This window comes from Paraburkholderia sp. 22098 (genome assembly GCF_052045935.1).
Taxonomy (GTDB): domain Bacteria; phylum Pseudomonadota; class Gammaproteobacteria; order Burkholderiales; family Burkholderiaceae; genus Paraburkholderia; species Paraburkholderia caledonica.
This window is the reverse complement of record NZ_JBQEPV010000016.1, coordinates 88,521-112,146: the sequence shown is the minus strand read 5'-3', so window position 1 is coordinate 112,146 and position 23,626 is coordinate 88,521. Positions and strand designations below refer to the sequence as shown.

Genomic DNA, 23,626 nt, shown 5'->3' with positions numbered 1-23,626 from the left:
GGAGGAAATAATGTCAGCGTGAAATACAGTATTGACGGAAATTCGTTGCCTGAGACCCACAGTCCTACTTAACAATCATGTTCCGTGGGCCTATTCATTGCCTATGCTTTGTCATCCTAATTAACGTTTTCGAACCGCGAGTGTCCTCGCGGTACATGCTTTACACGCTGGCGATCAGCCCACCGTCCACCCGCATCATCGAACCGGTCACGTAAGACGCGGCTTCGCTGGCGAGAAACGCCACCGCCTGCGCGTACTCTTCAGGACGGCCATAGCGGCCAAGCGGAATCGAACCCGTGCTTTCGGTGGAGACTTCCTCCACGGTCCGTCCTTCGCGCTTCGCTTTCGACTCGTCGAGAAAACGGATTCGGTCCGTGCCGATGCGGCCCGGCACGACGAGATTCGCTGTAATGCCGTCACGGCCCACTTCGCGCGCCAGTGTCTTCGACCAGCCGACCAGCGACATCCGCAATGCGTTCGACACCGCCAGCCCCGCGATCGGCGCCACGACGCCGGACGACGCGCTCGTGACCACGCGTCCCCAGTGCTTCTCTTTCATGCCTGGCAGCACACGGTCCGTAATGCCGATAACGGAAAGGACCATCGAGCGGAAATGGCGCTCCCACAAATCCGCCGGCTGACCTGAGGCCGGTGTCGGCGGCGGACCACCGGTGTTATTGACCAGAATGTCGACCGTGCCGAAGCGTCGCTCGATTGCATCGATACGCGCGTCGATGACGCCAAGGTCGCTGAGATCCCATTCCAGCGACATCAGTTCCGCCCCGGCCTCTCGCACCCGGTTAGCGACGGCTTCCAGCGCGGCCGGATTGATATCCGCCACCACGACCTTCGCGCCTTCGTTGGCCAGAGCCAGCGCGATCGCACCGCCTAAGCCGCCGCCCGCGCCCGTTACCAGCGCGATCCTGTTCCTGATTCCGAGATCCATGTTCTATCCAGTGTGTCCGGCAACCGCGCCGGCTTGAGTTGAAGAGCGGCCTGCCGGCCGGTCGTGCAAAATCTGAAAAACGGTGTTTTTCATCGACGCGCCTGTGCGCGTCAGAACGGGCTCGCGATCATCGCGCCGGTCCGCCTCGCCTGCGAAGCGGGGTCGAGCAACGGACTGTCCGGCAACGGCGTATCGCGCCGGTAATGCGCAACCGAGAAATCGATGAAGCGTCGCACTCGTGGCGTCATATAGCGATGCCCTGAGTAAAGCATCCACAGCGTGCGTACCCCGCTCTCCAGTTCAAAGCCTTCCAGCAGCGGTATCAGCGAACCGTCCTGAATCTCGGCGGCGACCAGCGAGGCCGGCAAGCGGGCGATGCCCAGTCCGGCTTTCGCCGCGCGAATCAGCGTCAGCAGATTCGAAGAGCTGAGAACGGGTCGCAGCAGGACACGCTGAGCGCCGTATGCATCGCCGAATTCCCACGAACGCACGCACGGGTCGGAGGTCGTGAGTACATCGTGTTCGGCCAGATCGGCGGGCCGATCCGGCGCCTCCTTCTGCGCGAGATAGGCGGGCGACGCGACGATCACGTCCCGCAGCCTCGTGAGCGGGCGGCAGACGAGAGATGAATCGCGCAAACGCCGCTCCGCAACGAAGCACGCGTCGAAGCTGCCAACCGTGAGATCGTGTGTCGACGCGAACACCGTGAGTTCGAAATCCACGCGCGGCTCCTGCGCGCGGAACTTGCCGATCAGCTCGCTCAATTCCGCGGCCGCGAACGATTCGTGCGCCGCTACCTTCAACGATCCCCCCGCCTCGCGCGCGGCCGAGCAGACGTTCGCTTCGAGCGTATCGAGGTGCCGCAATACCTCGTGGCAGCCTTGCCAGTATTCCTGCCCCGCTTCGGTCAGCGACACGCTGCGCGTCGTGCGGTTCAGCAGTCGCAGATTGAGATGAGTCTCCAGAGTTGCGACGCTGCGCGTCACCATCGCGACCGACACCCGCAATTCCTTTGCGGCAGCGGTAAAGCTAAGCGTCTCGGCAACCTTGGCGAAACTGCGCATGGCGGAGAGCTGGTTCATGTCCCTACTACCCCCTAAACAGATCGACCGGCTGCTAGCCCGCCATCCAGCCGCCATCGACCATCAGATTGATGCCGGTCACGAAACTCGCGAGCGGACTGGCGAGAAACAACGCGGCGCCGGCCACGTCTTCCGGACGCCCCAGCCTCGGCCACGGCGTGCGTTGATGCGAATACTCCAGCGCGCGCGGATCGTTGGCCGCGCCGGGCTTGCCCGTAATGATCTTGCCCGGCGCCACCGCATTGCAGACGATCAGGTCCCGCGCGTGGTCGACCGCAATCTGCCTCGTCAACTGCACCGTGCCGCCTTTGGTCACGCCGTATGGAAAATCGCCGGGCGAAGCGACCATGCCGTGCTGCGACGAAATATTGACGATGCGTCCGCGCACTTCATCGGCAGGCTCCTGAGTGAGCATCTGCTGAACCGCTCGCTTGCAGCCGTTGAACATACCGGTCAGATTGACCCGGACGACCTGCTCCCATTGCGTCTGCGTGGTCTCGACGAGATTCGTGCTGGTGTAGATCGCGGCGTTGTTGACCATCACGTCGAGGCGGCCGTAACGCTCCACGGCGATGGCGACCAGCCGGTCGACCTCTTCCCAGTGCGAGACGTCGGTCGGCACGCTGATCGCGGATCCTCCTGCGCGTTCGATTGCGATCTGCGTCGTGTCGCCGCCTTCGATCGGCGCTTCGCGCAGATCGGCCAGCACCACGCGCGCGCCTTCGGCGGCGTAACGGATCGCAATCGCGCGGCCGAGGCCGGAACTCGCCCCGGTCACGACCGCGACCTTGTTCTCAAGCAAACCCATGTTTCGTCGCTCCTATCACCTGGCCGGTCGGTTCCGGCGTCGCCGTGCGGCCGCTTTCGTCAATCAACGTGCCGCGCAGATACACGGCGGTTAGCCTGCCGGGCACGCGCATGCCGTCGAACGGGGTGTAGCCGGCACGCGAGAACTGGTCGGCGTGCGCGATACGTGTGTCGAGCCGCGGGTCGAGCACCAGAATGTCCGCGTCGCGTCCGCGTGCGAGCGTGCCCTTGCGCTCGCCGATGCCAAAACGCTGTGCGGGATTGGTCGAACACATGCGAACGAGCGCAGGCAGATCGATGTCGCCGGTCGCGACGAAATGCAGCATCGTGGCAAGCAGCGTCTGCACGCCCGGCATGCCGCCGGGGATATCGGCGAAACTGTCGTACGCAGCGGTCTTTTCCGCGCGCGAGTGCGGCGCGTGATCGGTCGCGACGATGTCGATCAGGCCGTCGCGCAACGCGGCCAGCAGCGCGTCGCGATCTTGCGCCGTGCGCATGGGCGGCGACGCTTTCATGTCGGCCCCTTGCGTGGCGTAATCGTCGGCGGTGAACAGCAGGCACTGCGGCGTGGTTTCGATACTCACGTCCGCAAGACCGCGCATTCGCCGGAACGTGTCGATGCCGAGCGCGGAATTGGTCTGCCGCACATGAACGCGTGTTTGCGCCTGCGCGGCGGCAAGGATGATCTTCGCGATACCGGTCGCCTCCGCGAGCGGCGAGCGGCTGGCGAGAAATTCGGCCACGCCGCCTTTCGCGACGGCTTCCAGGATCGACTGGTCGCCCGGCGACACGCACGCCAGCGTGCCCAGCGGCTTGACCGATCTGAGCGCGTGCAGCAACGACGCCTGCGTGTCGTGCAGATAGCCGGCCGGAACGTCGGCCGTGAAGATTTCGAACGACACCGGACCCAGCGCACGGATCGCTTCCAGTTGAGTCGCGTCGCGGCGCAACGCAACCTGAAGCCCGACGTCGACGTGCAAGCGCCCTCGTGCGATGCGTTGCTTGTCGACGAATGTATCGACGCTGTCGGTCCAGGGCTCGTCGGTCGGCATGTCGAGCAGCGTCGTGACACCGCCCGCCGCCGCGGCCCGCGTGCCCGACGTGAAGTCTTCCTTATGCGTGAGGCCAGGATCGCGCAGATGCACATGTGCATCGACCAGGCCCGGAAGCAGATAGCAGCCGTCCACACGACGCTCGACCTTTGCGGCCGCCGGCGTATCTGGATCGAGCAATGCAGCCACACGTCCGTCGCTCACGCACAGATCGGCGCGTAACGTTCCGCACGCCTCGACGATCGTCGCACCGCGCAGCACCAGATCAAACACGATGGGTCTCCCGTAAGCGGTTCATCAGCAGAGCCCCGCGAGTCGGCTTTCTTCGTGCGTAACGACTTCAAGCAATGCGGCGCGCCCGTCCCGCACCGTCGCGACGCAACGCCGCAGCGCCGCGCTCAGGTCCTCCGGGTCGATGACACATTCGCCGTGTCCACCCAGCGCCTCAGCGATGGGTGCGTATTCGCCGGACACGCGGTTGGCCTGATACTTCTTCGTCGCCACCGGCATGCTGGCGGCGTAGCCGCCGAGTACATGATTGCGCAGCACGATCGCGAGCACCGGCAGCTTGCAGCGCACCGCCGTCTCGAAGTCGAGTCCGACCATGCCGAACGCGGACTCGCCCATGATCGCCGCGACGGTTGCGTCCGGCCGCGCCAGTTTCGCGCCCATCGCAAATCCGAGACTGCTGCCGAGCTGCGTAGTCTTGCCCCACCCCAGATAACCGCGCGGCTCGGTGACGTCGTAGAACGGACTGAACTGGTCGCGCGGATTGCCGGCGTCGTGAGTGACGATGACTTTTTCGCGTTCGAGTGCTTCCATGATTTCCCACACCACCCGATACGGAGAGATCGGACTGCCGCCCGCATTCAGCAGCGGCATCCAGTCGTCCATGAACTGGCGGCGGCACGTCGCGATCTCGTGCGTCAGATCGCCGTCGTTGCGAGCGCGTTCGGCCCATGCCGCCGGTTCTTCGCGAACCCGCGCGAGCAGCTGGCGCAGCACGGAGCGGCAATCGCCGACCACGCCGAGCGCAATTGGATAGTCCTTGCCGAGATCGTCGGGATCGATGCTGACCTGCAACACCCGCTTGTTCGCCGGCACGGGTCGGATGTAATACGACCGCGTAAGACTGCTGCCAAGCGCAAGGATCACATCGGCTCGCTCGATGAAGCGGTCCACCGTGGCGGGGCGCGCGCGCCCAGCGGTGCCGAGCGCGAGCGGATGCCGCTCGGACATCGCGCTCTTCGCGTTCGGCGTGGTCATCACCGGAATCCGCGTGAGTTCCGCGAATTCGGTGAGTTCCGTGGTCGCATGAGCGTTGAGCACGCCCTGTCCGGCAAGGATCACCGGATGCCGCGCGGCCAGCAACGCCTGCACGATCTCGTCGATTTCGGCGGCATCGGCTTGCGGTCGCGCGCGCCGCACGAGCGGTCGATTCGACGCACTCGTACCGCATTCCTGCTCGAGCAGATCCACCGGCAGTTCGAGCAGCACCGGCGCGGGCGGCCCGTTGCGCACGCGCGAGATCGCGCTATGCAGCAGCTGCGGCAGGTCTTCCGGCCGTACCACCGACTCGCACCATTTGGTGATGTGCGTGAAGTTACGGCGCGCCTCGAAATTCGGCGCCACCGCTTCCGAGCCGCGCGGATATCCGGTCGGCAGGAACAGCACCGGCGCGCGGTCGTTCCATGCCTGCGCCACGCCGGCAAATGCCGCTTCGGCGCCCGGTCCATATTGCACGGTGACCACCGTCAGGTCGTCGGTGGCCGTGGTCCGCGCATGTCCTTCCGCAATGTTGACCGCGACGCGCGGCGTGCGCGCGATCACCGGCGGAATGTCCAGCTCCGCCGCCGCATCGAACAACCCGCTGCTCGGGAAGCCGATGATGTGTTTCATACCCTGCTGCTTGAGAATTGCGGCTACCGTTTGCGCTCCCGTCATTGCGCGCTCCGGTACGACCACCACCTGGCTGACACCGTCACGTTCAGGCTCCCTTGCGAAACTGCGTGTGGTTGGCCAGCCAATGACGCGCGATGTCCTCGCGTCGCATGAAAGCGGCTTGTCCGCGCGAACGCCCGACGTGTTCGATCACCTCCTTAAGTCCCGCCGCGCGATTGGGCTGGCCGCTCCAGCGCGCATGCGCCGCGATGGTCAGCATCTTGCCGCCGGCCTCGTCTGCTTCGTCGATCAGATAGTCGATCGCGCAACGGCAATCCTCGGCGAAATCGCGCGGATTGCTGTAGCCCGGCGCCATCAGATAGCGGCTGTCGTTCAGCGTCTTCGAGTAAGGGACGACCAGCAATTCGCCGTCGTCGTGTTCTACAAAGTACGGAATGTCGTCGTTGCACGGGTCGGAGTAATACAGAAAGCCGCCGGTTTCGATAATCAGATCGCGTGTATTCACGCTCGGAAACGACCGGCAATTCCAGCCAGGCGGATGCACGCCGAGCACCTCACGATAGAGATCGATCGCCGCCCGCATTTGCCGCCCTTCGTCTTCGCGGCTCATGCCGGGATAGTCGGTCCAGCGCAAGCCGTGACCGAGCAGATCGTGTCCGCGCTCTTTCATCCACACGGCGACCTCCGGATTGCGCTGCAGGGCGACCGCACACGCGGATACGGTGACGGGAATCCGGTAACGGTCGAACAATCTCGCCAGCCGCCAGACACCGGCGCGGCTGCCGTATTCGAAGTGCGTCTCCGTGCCGAGGTCGCGCAGATTCGGGCTCGAGCTCAGGTTGTACTCACCCCAGTTGTCGTTGCGGCCGTCCTCCAGCCACGAGTATTCGGAACCCTCTTCGTACACCAGCACGAGATTGATCGCGACTTTGGCGCCGTTGGGCCACGTCACCAGCGGCGGCCTCGCGCCGTAGCCGATGAAATCCCGCGCCGGGCCTTGAGTTTGAGTGTCGGTCATGAATGCAGGTCTCTCGTTCAGGAACGACTGGCGACGAGCCAGTCCATGTAATCGTGAAAGGCGGCGCGGCCCTCGCGCGGACGCCAGTCCGTATCGCGTTCAAGCCGCGAAATGTCGTAGGCACCCCACATGCCGGTGGCGAGCGCCGGGTCCTGGATCACGTTCGCGCCGGCTTCGCCGGTCACTTCGTAACGAACGCCGGTAACCCGTTGCGCCGCCCAGCCGATGATGTCGCCGATCGTCGTAGTCACACCGCTCGCAACGTTGTAGTGCCGGTAACGCAGCCGCGACGCTTCGGTGAGCGCGAGAATCGCGCGCGCGGCGTCGACGGAATGCAGGTAGTCGCCGACCGGCGCCAGGCTGTTCGGTTTGATGAGCTCGCCGTCCAGCGCCATCTGTGCGACCCGGTTCGGCACGTGGCGGAAATCGCGGCTTTCGGTGGCCCGATCCATCGGCCCATAAATTGACGAGAGCCGCACCGAGGCCGCCGACAATCCGAACAGATCCGCGTAACGGTTGACGACCATCTCCGAAGCAAATTTGGAAATGCCATACAGCGTGAGCGGCGCGACGTAGCCGTCCTCCGGCAACGGCTCGTGCGACCAGTCGGGCCCGTGGTGACGGTAGACCGACCCGGAACTGATATAGATGAAACGCTTGAGCGCGGGCTGCTGCCGCGCCCACTCCAACACCTGCACCGTGCCCATCAGGTTGACGTCGACGATGCGCGCGGGCGTGAGCGCTTCGGGCGGCAGTCGTGCTGCTTCCTCCGCGCTGCCGCGCGAGATCGGCGTGACCGTCGCGCCGTGCACGACCGCCGAGATATCGTGCCGGTCGAGTTCCGCCGCCCAGCCCGTCGGATCGCGCACGTCGCCTTCGATCACGGTGAGCCGATCCCGCACCGACGCGAACCAGGCTTGCGCGGTGTCGTCGAGTCCGGCGCGGTCGAGGATGACGGCGCGCCGATCGGGATGCTGGTCGAGCCATTCGCGGGCGACCACGCTCATGACGAAACCGGTCCCGCCTGTAATCAACAAGTTCATCTCATTCCCTGACAAAATGGATTGCAGCGCGCGTGCGGCGGTTGTGAATCAACGCGCCGTATAGCCGCCGTCCACGAGCAGATCGGTGCCGGTCACGAACGACGCGTCGTCGCTCAGCAAGAATGCCGTGCTCGCGCCGATCTCATCCGGACGGCCGATGCGGCCCAGCAGATGCGCCGGGCCGAGTTCCGCATCGGCGTGGTCGAGCGACGCAAACGAGCGCAACAGCCGCCCCGTGCGCACCGCGCCGGGCGACAGGCTATTGACGCGAATACCGGCGTCCGCGTGATCGACGGCCATCAGCCGCGCGAGGTGAATCAACCCCGCTTTGGCCGCGCAATAGGCCACCGAACGCGCCGCCGCCACGTGACCCAACTGCGACGCCACCAGCACGATGGAGCCGCCGCCGCTTTCGCGCATCAGCGGTACGACAAAGCGGCTCAGCAAAAACGCGCCCGTGAGCGACACGTCGATTTCCTGATGCCAGTGCGCCGGCGCCAGATCCTCCACGGAACCGTCGTGCCAGGGCGCCGCCGCGTTATGAACAAATCCGTCGAGACGGCCGAATCTTGCACGGGTCAGTTCGACCGCCGCGCGAGCCGATTCGATGTCCGCCACGTCGCATTGCACGGATAGCGCGGCCGCGCCGAGTTGCGCGGCGGTGCGCGCGGCGGCGGTGCCGTCGAGGTCCGCGCACACCACGCTCGCACCTTCGGCAATGCAGCGCGCCGCGATTGCCACGCCGATGTCGCTCGCGGCGCCGCTAATCAGCACGACCTTGCCTCGAAGGCGATCGCTCGGGTTCGTGATGCCGCTCATGCTTCGAGTACCGACAGCAACGTGGACTGCCGCGGGAACGGACGTTCGGCCGCAATGAACCGGCCGCGCCCCGGCGTCGAACTGACCTTGCCCTCATGCCAGACCACTTCGCCGCGTGAGATCGTGGTTGTGGGCCAGCCCTGCACCACCTTGTTTTCATACGGCGTGTGATCGGTCGCGTGATGCAGCATGCTGTTTTTGATCGTCACTTCGCGCTGCGCATCCCAGATCGCAAAGTCGGCGTCCGAGCCGATCGCGATCACGCCTTTCTTCGGATACAGGCCGTACAGGCGCGCGGGCGTCGCCGCGGTCAATTCGGCGAATTGCATGAGCGACATGCGGCCGCCGTTCACACCGGCGGAAAACAGCAGAGGCAAACGCGTCTCGATCCCGGGTACGCCGTTCGGAATACGCGTGAACGGCGTATCCGGACCTTCGGCGATCTTGTCGCGGTAATGCCACGGCGAGTGGTCCGACGAGAACACTTCGAGCGTGCCGTCCAGCAAACCGCGCCAGATTTCCGCCTGGTTCTCGCGCGGCCTCGGCGGCGGCGTGCAGACGCACATCGCGCCCGACAGGTCAGGCGTGTCGATATCTTCGGCGGCGAGAAAGAGATACTGCGGACAGGTTTCCGCATACACCGGCAGGCCGCGCTGCTTCGCCCGGCGGATTTCTTCGGTCGCGCTCGCCGCAGACACGTGGCAGATCAGAATCGGCGTCTCGATCACTTCGGCGAGACTGATCGCACGGAAGGTCGCTTCGCGCTCGCCAATGGCGGGCCGCGAAATGACGTGATAGCGCAGTTGCGTCTTGCGCGCCTTCAGAAAATGCTCGGTCAGCCAGCGGATGCAGGCGTCGTTCTCCGCATGCACCATGACCATCGCGCCTTCCTGGCGCGCCACGTTGAGCACTTCGAGCACTTCGTAGTCGTCGAGTTTCAGGCCTTCGTACGTCAGATAGATTTTCACCGACGTGCAACCTTCGGCGATCAGTTGCGGCAGCTCTTCTTCCAGCAGACGCGGCGTCGGGTCGCCCACGATCAAGTGGAACGTGTAGTCGATATGCGCTTTCGGCAACGCGCGTTCGTGATAGTCGGCCACCACTTCAGCCAGCGACTGCCCGCGCATCTGCATGGCGAACGGAATGATCGTCGTGGTGCCGCCGCACAGCGCGGACAGCGTGCCGCTCTGGAAATCGTCCGCGGTGGATTTGCCTTCCCACGGCTGCTGATCCATATGGCAATGCGCATCGACGCCGCCGGGCATCACGATGCGACCCGCCGCCGACACCTCTTGCCGTCCGGCAGGCAACCCCGCCTCGATCGCGACGATGCGTCCGTCCCGCACACCGATATCGACTTCGGCTGTGGTGTCGGGCAGCACGACCGTGCCGCCGCGAATCACGAGATCGAAAGGAAACGTGCCGTCGCTCATGCGCGGGTTCCTCCGGTGGTGCTTTGCTGAAACACGGGGCGCATCGCACGCAACTCCTCGAGGCTGATATGGCAGGCAATCTCATGCGTCGGCGATGATTGCCGCACCGGCGGCGCGACGGTGTCGCAAATGTCGCCAATCTTGCGATGGCAGCGCGACGCGAAGCGGCATCCCGGCGGCACGTTGATGGGGCTCGGCGTTTCGCCGGTCAGGCGGATCCGCTCCTGTTGTTTGACCGACGCGTCCGGACTATGAACGGCGGACAGCAGCGCTTCGGTGTACGGGTGGTAAGGCGGCGCGAATATCTCTTCGGCGAGGCCTTTTTCCATGATCCGGCCGAGATACATCACGACGATCCGGTCCGCGATATGGCGCACCAGCGCAAGGTCGTGGCTAATGAAGAGCAGCGTGCTTTCCTGCTCTTTCTGGATGGCGAGCAGCAACGTAATGACGGCCGCCTGCACCGACACGTCGAGTGCCGAGACGGGCTCGTCGGCGACGATCAGCGACGGATTCGTCGCAAACGCGCGGGCAATCGCGATGCGCTGTTTCTGACCGCCGGAGAGTTGCGACGGCCGGCGTTGCGCCAGTTCGGCGGGTAGCCGGACCAGTTGCAACAACTCCTGCAAGCGCTTCTCGATCGCCGCTTTATCCTTGTAGCCGCCGAATTTGCGCAGTGCGCGGCGTATCGGCGAAGCCACCGAGTGATAAGGATTGAGCGTGCTGTCGGGATTCTGGAACACCATCTGGATCGACTGCAGCATGTCGCGCGCGCGTTTCTTCGCCGGCACCTGGGCTAGCTCCACGCCGTCGTACTGTATCGAGCCCGAGGTCGCCCCTTCGAGGCCGACGAGCATGCGTGCGAGACTGGACTTGCCGCAGCCGGATTCGCCGACCAGCCCCATGATCTCGCCCTTGCCTACTTTGAACGAGACCGATTCGTTGGCCTGCACGGTGCGACGTCCGCCGTTGAGCAGGTATTGCTTGGACACGTCGGTGACCGACAGCGCCGTATCACGATCGACGCTCACTGCCGCCTCGCCGCTCAACGCGACGCTTACGCGCGTAAGGTCCTGCCAGCGGATGCATCGAACCCGATGGGCTTCGTCTTCCGCCGGCGCCAGCGCAATCGCGTTGCGGCCGCATGTTTCCTGCTGGAAGTGAGCGCAGCGCGGTCCGAACCAGCAACCCTGCGGACGCTCGGTCGGCGACGGCAAATGTCCTGGAATCGGCGACAACGCTCGCACGCCCTTCGGGCTTCCAATGCCCGGAATGCAGCCAAGCAGACCTTGCGAATATGGGTGACGCGGCTGGCGAAACAGTGTCTGCGTATCGGCTTCCTCGATCATTTCGCCCGAGTACATGATGCCGACCCGATCGCAGGCACTCGCTATCAAGCCGAGATTGTGCGAGATGTACAGAAGACTCGTGCCGTACTGTTTTCGCAGGTCCGCGATCAGATCGAGAATCGCGGCCTCGACGGTGACGTCGAGGCCGGTCGTCGGCTCGTCGAGCAGCAGCAACGCAGGCCGCGCAAGCAACGCCATTGCAATCACGATCCGTTGTTGCTGCCCCCCTGACAGTTGATGAGGAAAGCGCTGGAGCATTGTGAGCGGATCGGGCAGGCGCACGTTCTCGAGCATGCTCGCAGACAGCTCACGCGCCTCGGCCCGTGAGGAACCCAGATGCTGCATCGGCACTTCGGCGAGTTGCGAGCCGATGGTCTTGACCGGATTGAGCGCGCTCATCGGTTCCTGATAAACCATCGCCACGCGGCGGCCGCGAATGGTGCGCAGCTTCTGCAGACTCGCGCCGACCAGTTCCTCGCCCTCGAAGCGAATGCTGCCGTTCGTCACCCGTCCGGTTCCGCCGAGATAGCCCATTACCGCCATCGCAGTCGTGGTCTTGCCGCAGCCCGATTCGCCGACGAGGCCATAGCTTTCTCCCGGCGCGATGGTCAGCGACACATTCGGCACGGCGACGACGGCTTCATAACGGCCGCGATACTCGATGCGAAGATCGCGGATTTCCAGCAACGGCGTATCGCCCGACGACCTTGCATGGCGATTTTCCAGCACGCCTGATTCGATGATCGCATTCATGGCTTCCAGGCCTCCCGCATTCCGTCGGCCAGCAGGTTGAATCCGAGGACGAGGCTCACGATGGCGACCGACGGCGCAATCGACATGAGCGGCCACACGTTGATCACGGTCGTCGTTTCGCGCACCATGCCGCCCCAATCCGGATTGGGCGGCGGCAAGCCGAGCCCCAGAAAACCGAGCACACCGATCGTGATGATCGTGTAGCCGATCCGGAGACACGCGTCGACGAAGAGCGGTCCGCGACAGTTCGGCAGCAACTCGCACACGATGATGTAAAACGTGCTTTCCGCACGCAGACGCGCCGCTGCCACGTATTCCTGCTGCTTCAAGTCGAGTACCAGGCCGCGCACGATCCGGCCGATGCCCGGCGCCGACGCGATCGTGGTGGCCAGCACGATGTTGCCGACCGAGGCACCGACGTTCGCAATCAGGATTACGTACAGGACGAGCACCGGAAACGCCAGCACCAGGTCCGAAAAACGGTCGACGATCGCTTCGATCCAGCCGCCGAAATAGCCCGCCAGCATGCCGAGCGTGATCCCGGCGAGCATCGCGACCGCGACCGACAGCGGCGCCACCAGTAACACGGTGCGCGCGCCGAAGACGAGACGCGACAGGAGGTCCCGGCCGAGAATGTCGGTGCCGAGCCAGTGCGCGGCCGACGGCGTCGGATCGGCCATCGCCATCGCATCCTGGGCGGTGGGCGACGGCAGCGGCAAGAACGGTGCGAGCACGGCCACGACGACCCAGAGCACGATCAGCGACAAGCCGACGACGGCCGTGGGGGAACTGAACAGACGCGTCCATGCACGCCGCGGAGCGCGTGAGGTACGCACCGCGAGCGGCACCACGCCGGGATCAATGGAAGACATACGATTACCTCACACGGATGCGTGGATTGAGCAGCATGTAGCCGAGGTCGCCGAGAAACTGCGTCACGACGGCGACGAAGACCGTGACCAGCGTGGCGGCTTCCAGCATGGCGATGTCGCCAAACATGCTGGAGTCGAGCAGCATCCGGCCGAAGCCCGGATAGGCGAACACCATCTCGGTCACCACCACGCCGCCGATCAGAAAGTTGATCTGCAGCAGCAACACGGTGAACGGCGCGATCATTGCGTTTCTCAATGCATGCCCGAGAATCACCTGGCGCGGGTTCAATCCTTTCAGGATCGCCGTGCGGATGTAGGGCTTCTCCATCACGCCGATCATCGACACGCGAATCATCCGCGCGACGTAGCCAAAGTCGTAGAGCACCAGTACCGCGACCGGCAACACCAGTTGCGACGCGACCGACCAGCGCCCGCCCTCGCTGCCGTCGAGCGGGCTCGTGCCTGGCAGGATCGGCCAGAGGATCACGAACAGTGTCACCAGAAACACACCCGACGCGAATTCCGGAATCGACGTGAAAGTGATGCAGACGACAGAAAGAATGCGATCGAGCGCCCCTCCTTCCTTGAGCCCGGACAGAATGCCGAACAGCATGGAGAGCGGTACGATCAACGCGAACGCAATCCCCGCGAGAATGGCCGTGTGCCCGAGGCGCTTCCACATCACATCGTTGACGGGGAGTTTGTAAAGCGTCGAGTAGCCGAAATTGCCGAAATACTGCGAGCCGCGCGGATCGGTAAAACCCAATCCGTTCGCCGGATCTTCGAGCGGATCCGGCATTACGCCCGCCAGCACGCCGAGCCAGTGTCCATAGCGCACCATCAACGGGTCGTTCCCATGCATGCGTTGCGACAGCAGATCGACCTGTTGCTGGGTGGCGTACGGTCCGAGCGTGCGGCGCGCCACACTGCCCGGCGTGAACTCGGATACGGCGAATACCACGAATGACGCGCACAACATCGTCACGATCATCAATGTGATGCGTTTAGCGAGAAATGAAGCCATGTCGACGGAACCCATAGTTGGTACGTTCTTGCGACCTCGGGCGGCGCGCCTTGAAGGCGCGCCTATCCGGTTCAGGCGCCCACGGCGTACTGATTCGCGAAGATGTATTGCGACGGATGCACCGTAAAGCCTTTCACCTTCTTATCCATCACCGTCGAGAACGCACGCCAGAACGGTTGCACGATCGGGCCGTCTTCCTGCATCAGCTTTTCGATTTTTGCCATCACCAGGCTGCGTTTCTTCGGATCGAGAATGCCGTCCGCCTGGTCGAGCAGTGCATCGAATTCAGGATTCGCGTAGCCCGACTCGTTCCACGCCGCGTTGGTCCGGTATGCGAGCGACAGCGTCATCACGCCGAGCGGCCGATGCCCCCAGCCCGTGAGACTGAACGGCACCTTGGTCCAGACTTCCCAGTATTGCGCGCTCGGCAGCGGCTTGATGTTGACCTTCACGCCGATGTCCTTGAACTGCTCGGCGAGTGCCTGAACCGTGTTCAACTCCCAGATCGGATCGGGACGCGTCACCATGTCGATTTCGAAGCCGTTCGGGTAACCCGCTTGCGCCAGCAGTTTCTTCGCCTGCACGACGTCGCGGCCGTATTTGGGCAATGCGTAGTATTCCGGATGAACCGGCGCGACGTGATGATCTTCCGCCGACACCCCTGCGCCGAGCAGCGACGTGGCAATGATCTTCTGATGATCGATCGCGAGTTTCATCGCCTTGCGCACGCGTGGGTCGCCGAAAATCTTGTGATCCACACGCATACGCGCCACGCCGGTTTGCGAGGTCAACACGCTGTAGGGCTGCACGTGCGGCAGGCGCTTCATCGCATTCACCTGAACCGCGTCGGCTTCGGAGAGACCGTCGACCTGGCGCGAAGCCATCGCCGAGATGCCGGCGCCCGCGCTGTCGCCCAGGTCGACGAACTCGAACGAGTCCAGATAAGGACCGGTGCCCCAATAGTCTTTACGCGCCTTGTACACCGCGCTCTTGCCGACCGTGTACGAGGTGAGTTCGAACGGGCCGGTGCCGTTGAAGCCGGCGCCGAACATGCCCTTGTCCGCCGGGTCGGTGATGAACATCGCGTAGTGGAACAGATGTTCCGGCACGGCGATTTGCGGTGCGAAACAGTTCAGCCGGACCGTCAGGTCGTCGACCTTCTCGATCGCATTATCGGACCAGATGCGGCTCGCCTTCTTCGGCTTGCCGCTCGCATCCTTCTGACCGGAGTCGTATTCCTGAACGAGGTAACCGGTGAATAGCCCGAGTTGCGACGAACCCACTGCCGGATCGCAGACACGTTTGAGATTCCACACCACGTCGTCCGCATTCAGCGCGCGTCCGTTATGCCACTTCACGCCCTTGCGGATATGCAGCGTCCACGTCTTCAGGTCTTCGCTGACTTCCCAGCGCTCCAGCAGATACGGGCGGGTGATATTGTCGTTGCCGGTGAACGTCAGGAATTCGCAAACCTGCCGGATGACATTCGACTTCTCGGCGAAGTCGGCCTGATGCGGACTCTTGATCTCCATGCAGCGCATTCCGATTCGCAGATGCCCGCCTTTGGGCAGCGCGTCGGCGGCCTGCGCGTCGGTAATGAACGGATTCGTTTCGCCGCTCAGCTTGTACGCCGTCATGGCCGACAATCCGAGCAACGTCGCCGTGCGAAGAAAATGACGGCGCGAGACATTGCCGCTTTTGAGGTCGTCGATGAGAACGGGAATGTAAGGATGCGGCGTTGCTTCGGAATCGTTGGACACTGCATGGTCTCCGGAATAAGTGGGAAGCGGGCGTAAACGGCTGATGGACAGGTTAAGTCGATTCAAGATTTGAACAAAAACGCGAATGCGACATTTCAGGTACAAAAAGCGACATCGCACTTCTTGCGTGACATTGGTCGTGAAAGGTCAGCGTGAGGAATCAGTCAGCGGTTGACGGCGCGCAACACCGCCCTGCCGGACTTCTCTCGGCGTGCTGCCGTAATGCGCGCGATAGATCCGGCCGAAGCGCGCCGCCGACATATAGCCGCATATTTCCGCGACGTCAGAGATGGACAGATCCGTCTGAAGAATCAGATCGTGCGCGCGGGCCATGCGCAAGCCGGCGTAGAAAGCCGACGGTGTTTTGCCGACATGCGTGACGAAGAGGCGTTCAATCTGACGCGTCGACAGTTGTACGCGGCGCGCGAGCACCTGGAGATCGACGGGATTCTGGATGCTCGATTCCATCACCTTGACGATTTCGAGCAGTTTGGGATTGCGGATGCCGAAGCGCATTTGCGCCGGCAGACGTTGAGCCGAATCCTGCTGACGGATCTCCGGATGATTGAACTGGTCGGAAATCGCGTTCGCGATATCGCGGCCTTTGCTCGCCGCGATGAGGTGCAGCATCATGTCGAGGGTCACGGTGCCGCCGGACGACGTGACGAACGGACCATCCACCGCAAAGATGGCGTTGGACGCCACGCTGCGCGGAAACTCTTCCTGGAACGCCGCGAGTAGCTCCCAATGAACGGCGCAACGGCGCCCGTCGAGCAGGCCCGCCTTGGCAATCAGGAACTGACCGGCGCAGATGCCGCCGAGCACGCATCCCCGGCCATGCACCGAGCGCAACCATTTGAACACAGCAGGTTTGTAAGCCTTCGTATGATTCAACCCTGCGCAGAGGATGATCAGATCGCAGGGGGGCATGTCGGCGATCGAATAGTCGATCGGAAACGGGACGCCCGCGCTCGAGTGAACAGGCGCGCCATCGATGGATAGGAAGCTCCATTTATAAAGCGCGCGCCCGGAGATGCGATTGGCCTGGCGGAGCGGATCGACCGCGGCGCCGAAGGTCATCATCGGAAAATCAGGAACCAGAAAGAATCCGACGCGCAACGGGTCGGCCGCCGCTGCGATCATTTCGAGGGCGTTATTGGAGGATCGTTCCATCGTCGGGTCACCCGTCGGCATTTGTGAAACCGACAAACTTGCCCTTATTGCTGGCGACTTGTCAACGATTGATCAGAAAGGAAGGAGCGGCCAGAGCGCTTTGGTCGGCCCCTTACAGTTGCGAATGTGTTCGACCCCGGGTCTTGAAGCCAGAACAAGAAGGGGAAAAGTAGTCGTGCCGGGCGGAACGGCCCTGGTTCGGACTCAACGCTCGATGAAAATCGGGTTTTGGCACGTTAGGCCTCGCACGGTGAAGACAAAGCGTGTAACCGAACTTTTCGCGGCTTTAGGGGTTTCCGTCAGCAGTAGCTTCTGTAGCCCAAACCAGCGTTCGAACATGTCAACCCACTCTCAAAGCCGTCGTTGTACTCGCCTCCCTGGTAGGACCACCGGCGCGCCCGATCGACCACCATCCTTAAACGGCGGATGGTGTGGGCGACTCCCTTCACCGCCCCGCGCGCTTGCGCACGATCACGCCGTACCACCCCATCCCTTCGTATGTTTCGTAGCCCGGCGTGAGGGCGTAGGCCACCAATGTGTCCGCGTCCGGTCGATACGCGCCCGCCTTCGGATCGCTCACTTTGAGCGGCAGCACTTCCTGCAGCACGCCTTTGTCGTCTGAACTGGCGATCACGCGCTTGCGTGCATCGACGAGCAGGCAGCGCGTACGCGTCCACTCTTCCACCGACAAACGCACGCCCTTGACTACCGTCGAAGCTTGCGGGGTCCAATTGAAGAATACCGCCAGTACGCCGAGCGGACGCCCCCGGTTAGCGCCGCCTTCGCGAATCGCCGCCGCGTACGTCGCCACGGCGGCGCCATTGAGCGCCGCCATCGACGCGAGTTCGGCCGCCGCATACTCGGCGCCCGACGCCGACTTCGCCGCCGCCTTGAACCACGGCTCGTCCGCCACGTTCGCTTGCCCTGCCGTGGCGAACTGGCCAGGCCGGCCGGTGGCCACGACGTTGCCCTCCATGTCGATCACCCACAGATCGAGGTACACGGTGTAGCTGTCGAGAATCACGCCTAGCCGCTCTGACGCGAACGCGCGGTGTTCGCGGGTGTCGTGCGCAACGCAATCGACGATCGCGGAGTCGGTCGCCCACCAGCGCACATCGCAGGAGCGTTCGTAGAGGTTGCGATCGACGATCTCGATCATGTTGAGCGCGAGATCCGTGAGGCGCTGCGCTTCCTGCTGCTCGAGCTGCGTGATCATCCGGTCGCCTAGGGCCGTGAGTTCGCGGCTCAGTTCGGTGGTCAACTGTCCGATGCGTTGCGACACTACCTTGACCTGATTTGCGACCACGGCAAAGCCGCGCCCGGCGTCGCCGGCACGGGCCGATTCGATCAGCGCGTTGATGGCGAGAAAGGTGGTTTCACGATTGATGTCGTTGATATCCGATACGTTGCCCTTCGCTATACGGTGAACTTCTCGCGTCAAATCGACAATCTCATTGGCGTCCGCCATGACTTTTCCCCGGGCTACGGTTTAGATTCATCTGCCTCGTGCGACCGACCGCACCAAAGTGATGCTGGCGAGCGCCGTTGTGGTGCTGTCGCATTCCTATTCTTTCTTGTTGGGCGGTTCTCGTTGCCAACTGAATACTTCGACGTGCAAACAACTCAAACAACTCATGAACGGCATCACAAGGGAATACTTTAGAACTCAATTTACAGTCGGTCGCAAGAAGCTTGTGTTCGGTCAACGAGCGTGGACTCAGATATGCGCGCCCCGCCTCAACGCCGCCATCTGCTCACCTACGAGTTCGAGAAACTCGCCGACCAACGGATTGCCTCGCGGCGTCTGCGGATAAAGGGTGAAGCCGCGAAACCAGATCGCCGGCGCGAACGGCCGGAACACGATGCGCGCAGGATCGGCATCCACGGTCGCGAGCGGATTGACGATGCCCACGCCCGCGCCGCGCGTCACGAGCGCGCAGATGGTCGCGCCATACGGCGTCTCGATCGCAGGCACCTGATCCGCGCCCGCCGGACGCAGCGCGCGATCGAGCGCGGCACGCGTATCGTCCGCATAGGAAGGCAGGATGAGCCGTTCGCCACGCAAGTCGGCCGCGCGAATCCGCGTGCGCGCCGCTAGCGCATGACGCGCTGGCAACGCGCATAGCCCCGCCAGTTCATAGAGTTCCTCGCTCATCACGCCGAACGCATCCGGCGTGGTGGTCGCGAAGCCTACGTCGCAGTGTCCCGACGACACCCAGCGCTGGATCGTGCTCTCACTGCGCATTTCGAGCGACACCGCGACGCGCGGATGGGCGTCAGCGAAGCGCGCGATCACGGCAGGCAGAAACGACAGCGCGAGGACCGGCGCTGCCACGATCCGCAGCCGTCCGCTGCCGAGTTCAAGAATCTCTCGCGCCGAATGCTGCAGCTTCTCCAGACCGACGAAGCTGCGATCCACCTCGCGATAGAACGCGCTGCCAGCATCAGTGGCATGAATGCGTCCGCCATTGCGCACGAACAGCGTCAGTCCCGTGGCGGCTTCCAGTTCCGCGATTAACCGGCTGATACTCGGTTGCGATGTGCCGAGTTCTTCGGCGGCGGCCGTCATCGAACCGCGCAGCATGACCAGCCGAAACGCCTCGACCTGCCTGAGATTCATCGTTTTCTCCGGACGTGGGCCGCGCAAAACATCGGCCGAAGTCTCAGCTTGCCATATCAGAAATGAATGGAAGCCGTTTTTGGCGCTATTTGACCGGATGATTTGCGAGCGCGACACTGGACTCGATCAAACGAACAGGGCCAAGTCCATGCGTCCCGATGCGTTGCTGTTTCACGAAACCTTCCGTTGCGCCCCGTACTGGTGGGATGCCGCACCGCCCGAGGTCGCGCCGGAACCTTTGCCGGCGAACGTGGACCTGGCGATCGTCGGCAGCGGGTATTGCGGGCTGTCGGCCGCGGCGGAGGCCGCGAAGCATGGCGCGCGCGTCGCGGTGCTGGATGGCGCCGAGATCGGCGCTGGCGGCAGCACCCGCAGCGGGGGCATGGTGTCGAGCGGTCAGAAGCTTGCGCTGACCAACGCCATTCGCGGCGTGTCCGCTGAACGTCTCACGCGCCTGATGCAGGAGTCGATGGCGAGCTTCGACTATCTCAAGGGAATCATCGCAGACGAATCGCTCGACGCAGACCTGCATATCACCGGCCGCTTCTTCGGCGCCTATACGCCCACGCATTTCAACGTGCTGCGTCGCCAAGGCCAGTTGTTGCGCGACAAGACCGGCGTCACGGTGCACGTGATCGAGCGCGATGCGCAGCGCGGCATCATCGGCTCCGACTATTACTACGGCGGCATTCTCGTCGACGAATACGGCGGACTGCATACCGCGAAATATCATCGTGCGCTGCGCGACCTCGCGCGCCGGCGCGGCGCGACGCTGCATTCGCACGCAGCAGTGCAGCGGATCGAACGAATGGGAAATACGCGGTTTCGCGTGCACACCGCGCGCGGCGTGTTCGATGCGCGGCAGGTGCTGCTGGCTACCAACGGCTATACAGGTCCACTGCTGCCGTTCTTTTCGCGCCGCGTGTTGCCGGTCGCGAGTTATCAGATTGCTACCGAGCCGCTGCCCGAAGGCCTCATGGACGTCCTCAATCCAGGCCGCCGCATGATCAGCGATTCGAAGCGCAATCTCTTCTATACGCGGCCATCGCCGGACGGCACACGAATGATCTTCGGGTCGCGGCCCGCCATCCGCGAGATCGATGAACGCGAGGCCGCGCGGCGGTTGTACGCGAAGCTCGTGCAATTGTGGCCCGCCCTTCGGGACGTGCGCGTCACGCATTCCTGGAAAGGCTTCGTCGCAATGACCGGGGACAGGCTCGCGCACGTCGGCCAGCACGACGGCGTGCACTATGCGCTCGGCTGCAACGGCAACGGCGTTGCGCTGATGAGCTATCTCGGGCATCGCATCGGAAAACGTATGGCGGGTGTCGAGCAGGATGTCGGTGCATTCGGCGAAGGTGCGTTTCCCCTCTCAGGGGCCGGAATGGCCAGCACGCTTGCGGTACCCGTCGGCAGCGCACTGTACCGTATCGGCGATATGTGGCACGGCCGCGTGCGAGCAGCACTCTCTTGAAGCGATGACGAGCTGATTCAATCAGGAAGCCGAAGCATCTAAAGGAGCCACAATGATCGAGCTGAACAACGTTTCGAAGTGGTACGGCGGCATTCGCGTATTGAACCACTGCACGGCGAGCATCGCGCGCGGTGAAGTGGCCGTGATCTGCGGGCCGTCCGGGTCCGGCAAGTCCACGCTCATCAAATCCGTCAACGGGCTGGAAGCGGTACAGAGCGGGCAGATCGTCGTGGACGGCATCGACGTGACGGCGAAGCGCGCGAATCTTTCGCGGCTGCGGGCGCGGGTCGGCATGGTGTTTCAGCATCTCGAACTTTTTCCTCATCTCTCGGTGCAGCGCAACCTGATGCTCGCGCAGATGAACGTGCTCGGCCGCGCGCGCGACGAAGCCGGTGAGCGCGCACGCTCGCTATTGCGCCGCGTGGGCTTGAGCGGTCACGAGGACAAGTATCCGGCGCAATTGTCGGGCGGTCAGCAGCAACGCGTGGCGATTGCGCGGGCGCTTTCGATGGACCCGGTCGCCATGCTGTTCGATGAGCCGACTTCCGCGCTCGATCCCGAGATGGTCAACGAAGTGCTCGACGTGATGACCACGCTCGCGCAGGACGGGATGACCATGCTGTGCGTCACGCACGAGATGGGTTTTGCAAAGCGCGTCGCCGACCGCGTGTTGTTCATGGACCGCGGCGTGATCGTGGAAGACGAAACGCGCGAAGCCTTCTTCGAACGGCCGCGCTCCGAACGCGCGCGAGACTTTCTTTCGCGCATCCTGCATTGATCCAACCGCTGTCCATTTCAAGGGAGCCTCACCATGCGATTACTTCGTCTCGCACGCCATCTCGCCGTGGCCGCATCGTTCCTGGTCGGCGCGACGACCGCCGCCCGCGCCGCCGATGACGTCGGCACATTGACGCCGGGCAAGATCGTGGCCGGCGTCGATGCGAACAACAAGCCGTACTCGTACATCGACAACGGCAAGATGACGGGCTTCGACGTCGAGCTGGTGCGCGCTATCGCCGCGAAACTCGGGCTCACGGCCGACTTCCGCGCGCAGGACTTCGCGGGTCTGCTGCCGAGCGTGGCGAATCAGCAGGTCGATCTTGCCGCGGGCTCGATCTCGATCACCAGGGAACGCCTCAAGATGGTCGATTTCTCGGAAGGCTATCTGACGGGTCTCCTGAGCGTCGGTACGCTGCCGGACAGCACGATCGGCGCGGACGTCGCATCGGTGAAGGACAAGCGCATCGGAGTCGTGCAGGGAACCATCGAGGACACGTATTCGCAGAGCTATCTGCCGGGCGCGCAGATCGTCCGCTTTCCGAACATCAACGCGGGCTTTCTCGCGCTGCGCAACAAGTACATCGACGGCTACTTCATCGACAAGACCTTGCTCGAAGCGCTGCAAGGTAAGTATCCGGACCTGAAGCTCGCCGACAGGCTCGACATCTCAGCTTCGAATCTTCCCGCCGGTTTCGCGATCCGCAAGGGCAATGCGAAGCTCGAAGGGGCGGTCAACAAGGCGATCGGCGAACTGGTGGCGGACGGGACGTGGCTCAAGCTCTATCAGCACTTCAATCCCGGCTATCCGAAGCCTGATCCAATGCCGCCGTACGCGATGAAGTAACCGCCCGCCATTGTTGCTTTGTCGCGCCTCGTCAAGCGCAAGGAGAGAGTCTCCATGAATGCACTCCTGCAGAACTTCCTGGATTGGCCGCTGCTCGTCGAATCGCTGCCGACGCTGATCGGCACGGGTCTCGTGAACACGCTGATCCTGTCGGTGGTCTCGACTGCGCTCGGCATCGTGGCAGGAATGGCGCTGGCGCTCTGCGCCGTATCGCACACGCGCTGGCTGACCTGGCCCGTGCGCGTTTTCGTGGATGTCTTCCGCGGCCTGCCCGCCGCGCTCGTCATCCTTGTGGTCGGCCAGGGCCTGGCGCCGGTGGGACTCTCGCTGTTCGGGCCGAATCCGTATCCGCTTGCGATCGTCGCGCTGGCGCTGGTGTCCTCGGCGTATATTGCCGAGATCTTCCGGTCGGGAATTCAGAGCGTCGGACGCGGGCAGATGTCCGCGTGCCAGGCGCTCGGCATGACGTACTGGAGCGGCATGCGTCATGTAATCGTGCCGCAGGGCGTGCGGCGCATTCTGCCCGCGCTTGCCAATCAGTTCATCTCGATCGTCAAGGATTCGAGCCTCGTGTACTTCCTCGGGCTGCTCACTTCGCAGCGCGATCTGTTCACCATCGGGCAAAACGCGGCCGTCAACACGGCCAACCTGTCGCCGCTCGTCGCGGCAGGCGCCGTGTATCTGCTCATCACCGTGCCGCTCACGCACACGATCAATCATCTGGACCGCTGGACCAATCGCTTCATCAACCCCGCCGCGCGCCGGCAGAAGACATCGCGCGCCGGGCGCAACGTGCGCGCTGAAGAAGCGCTGCAGTCGCAGACAGCGGCCGTGGCCGAGCGTCGTCCGTAACTCTCACTTCGTTGAAATAAACC

Annotated in this window: 20 protein-coding genes; 4 read left to right on the top strand and 16 right to left on the bottom strand. The window is 63.4% G+C overall.

Features of this window, described 5'->3' with window-relative positions:
• Positions 1-160: 160 nt before the first annotated feature.
• From ACTJLB_RS27245 to ACTJLB_RS27170, 16 genes are all read right to left on the bottom strand, one after another.
• A complete protein-coding gene (locus ACTJLB_RS27245) occupies positions 161-946 on the bottom strand; it encodes an SDR family oxidoreductase (RefSeq protein WP_440785152.1) in 786 nt (261 codons plus the stop codon).
• A gap of 110 nt (positions 947-1,056) precedes the next feature.
• Positions 1,057-2,028: a LysR family transcriptional regulator gene (locus ACTJLB_RS27240; protein WP_440785151.1), complete on the bottom strand. Its 972-nt coding sequence runs from the start codon at positions 2,026-2,028 to the stop codon at positions 1,057-1,059.
• A gap of 34 nt (positions 2,029-2,062) precedes the next feature.
• On the bottom strand, positions 2,063-2,836 hold the full coding sequence (locus tag ACTJLB_RS27235; RefSeq protein WP_087750706.1) for an SDR family NAD(P)-dependent oxidoreductase: 774 nt from the start codon (positions 2,834-2,836) through the stop codon (positions 2,063-2,065).
• Positions 2,823-4,160, bottom strand: a complete 1,338-nt coding sequence (locus ACTJLB_RS27230; RefSeq protein WP_440785150.1) for a dihydroorotase — start codon at positions 4,158-4,160, stop codon at positions 2,823-2,825. Before ACTJLB_RS27230 ends, ACTJLB_RS27235 begins: the two co-directional genes overlap by 14 nt.
• Before the next feature lie 24 nt (positions 4,161-4,184).
• On the bottom strand, positions 4,185-5,831 hold the full coding sequence (locus ACTJLB_RS27225) for a thiamine pyrophosphate-requiring protein (protein WP_310066985.1): 1,647 nt from the start codon (positions 5,829-5,831) through the stop codon (positions 4,185-4,187).
• Between the two features lie 43 nt (positions 5,832-5,874).
• Positions 5,875-6,807: a polysaccharide deacetylase family protein gene (locus ACTJLB_RS27220; RefSeq protein WP_440785149.1), complete on the bottom strand. Its 933-nt coding sequence runs from the start codon at positions 6,805-6,807 to the stop codon at positions 5,875-5,877.
• A 17-nt stretch (positions 6,808-6,824) separates the two neighbouring features.
• Positions 6,825-7,850, bottom strand: a complete 1,026-nt coding sequence (locus ACTJLB_RS27215; RefSeq protein ID WP_440785148.1) for an NAD-dependent epimerase/dehydratase family protein — start codon at positions 7,848-7,850, stop codon at positions 6,825-6,827.
• Between the two features lie 48 nt (positions 7,851-7,898).
• The gene (locus ACTJLB_RS27210) at positions 7,899-8,669 is read right to left on the bottom strand and encodes an SDR family NAD(P)-dependent oxidoreductase (RefSeq protein WP_440785147.1); all 771 of its coding nucleotides are present in this window, start codon (positions 8,667-8,669) and stop codon (positions 7,899-7,901) included.
• Entirely contained in the window at positions 8,666-10,102 is a 1,437-nt protein-coding gene (gene hydA / locus ACTJLB_RS27205; RefSeq protein WP_440785146.1) for a dihydropyrimidinase, read from the bottom strand. The genes ACTJLB_RS27210 and hydA overlap by 4 nt, the downstream gene beginning before the upstream one ends.
• Positions 10,099-12,204, bottom strand: a complete 2,106-nt coding sequence (locus ACTJLB_RS27200) for an ABC transporter ATP-binding protein (RefSeq protein WP_440785145.1) — start codon at positions 12,202-12,204, stop codon at positions 10,099-10,101. Before ACTJLB_RS27200 ends, hydA begins: the two co-directional genes overlap by 4 nt.
• Positions 12,201-13,076, bottom strand: coding sequence for an ABC transporter permease (locus tag ACTJLB_RS27195; protein ID WP_440785144.1), 876 nt, complete (start codon positions 13,074-13,076; stop codon positions 12,201-12,203). Before ACTJLB_RS27195 ends, ACTJLB_RS27200 begins: the two co-directional genes overlap by 4 nt.
• A 4-nt stretch (positions 13,077-13,080) precedes the next feature.
• On the bottom strand, positions 13,081-14,100 hold the full coding sequence (locus ACTJLB_RS27190) for an ABC transporter permease (protein WP_440785143.1): 1,020 nt from the start codon (positions 14,098-14,100) through the stop codon (positions 13,081-13,083).
• Between the two features lie 71 nt (positions 14,101-14,171).
• Positions 14,172-15,860 carry an ABC transporter substrate-binding protein gene (locus tag ACTJLB_RS27185; protein WP_440785142.1) on the bottom strand — a complete coding sequence of 563 codons (1,689 nt, stop codon included), beginning with the start codon at positions 15,858-15,860 and terminating at the stop codon, positions 14,172-14,174.
• Between the two features lie 147 nt (positions 15,861-16,007).
• A complete protein-coding gene (locus ACTJLB_RS27180) occupies positions 16,008-17,033 on the bottom strand; it encodes a GlxA family transcriptional regulator (RefSeq protein ID WP_179214085.1) in 1,026 nt (341 codons plus the stop codon).
• A 445-nt stretch (positions 17,034-17,478) separates the two neighbouring features.
• Positions 17,479-18,501, bottom strand: coding sequence for a methyl-accepting chemotaxis protein (locus tag ACTJLB_RS27175; protein ID WP_440785141.1), 1,023 nt, complete (start codon positions 18,499-18,501; stop codon positions 17,479-17,481).
• A 249-nt stretch (positions 18,502-18,750) separates the two neighbouring features.
• Complete coding sequence (locus tag ACTJLB_RS27170) at positions 18,751-19,653, bottom strand: LysR substrate-binding domain-containing protein (RefSeq protein WP_310357480.1); 903 nt, start codon at positions 19,651-19,653, stop codon at positions 18,751-18,753.
• A gap of 148 nt (positions 19,654-19,801) precedes the next feature.
• Here ACTJLB_RS27170 and ACTJLB_RS27165 point away from each other — a divergent pair, with 148 nt between their 5' ends.
• Genes ACTJLB_RS27165 through ACTJLB_RS27150 form a run of 4 tightly spaced genes read left to right on the top strand, consistent with a single transcriptional unit; the run spans position 19,802 to position 23,603 of the window.
• The gene (locus ACTJLB_RS27165; RefSeq protein WP_440785139.1) at positions 19,802-21,127 is read left to right on the top strand and encodes an NAD(P)/FAD-dependent oxidoreductase; all 1,326 of its coding nucleotides are present in this window, start codon (positions 19,802-19,804) and stop codon (positions 21,125-21,127) included.
• Between the two features lie 52 nt (positions 21,128-21,179).
• Positions 21,180-21,905 (top strand): amino acid ABC transporter ATP-binding protein, encoded by a 726-nt coding sequence (locus ACTJLB_RS27160; RefSeq protein ID WP_440785137.1) that lies wholly within the window; start codon positions 21,180-21,182, stop codon positions 21,903-21,905.
• 33 nt (positions 21,906-21,938) lie between these two features.
• A complete protein-coding gene (locus tag ACTJLB_RS27155; RefSeq protein WP_440785135.1) occupies positions 21,939-22,751 on the top strand; it encodes an ABC transporter substrate-binding protein in 813 nt (270 codons plus the stop codon).
• Between the two features lie 54 nt (positions 22,752-22,805).
• Positions 22,806-23,603, top strand: a complete 798-nt coding sequence (locus ACTJLB_RS27150) for an amino acid ABC transporter permease (protein WP_440785133.1) — start codon at positions 22,806-22,808, stop codon at positions 23,601-23,603.
• The last annotated feature ends 23 nt before the right edge of the window (positions 23,604-23,626 follow it).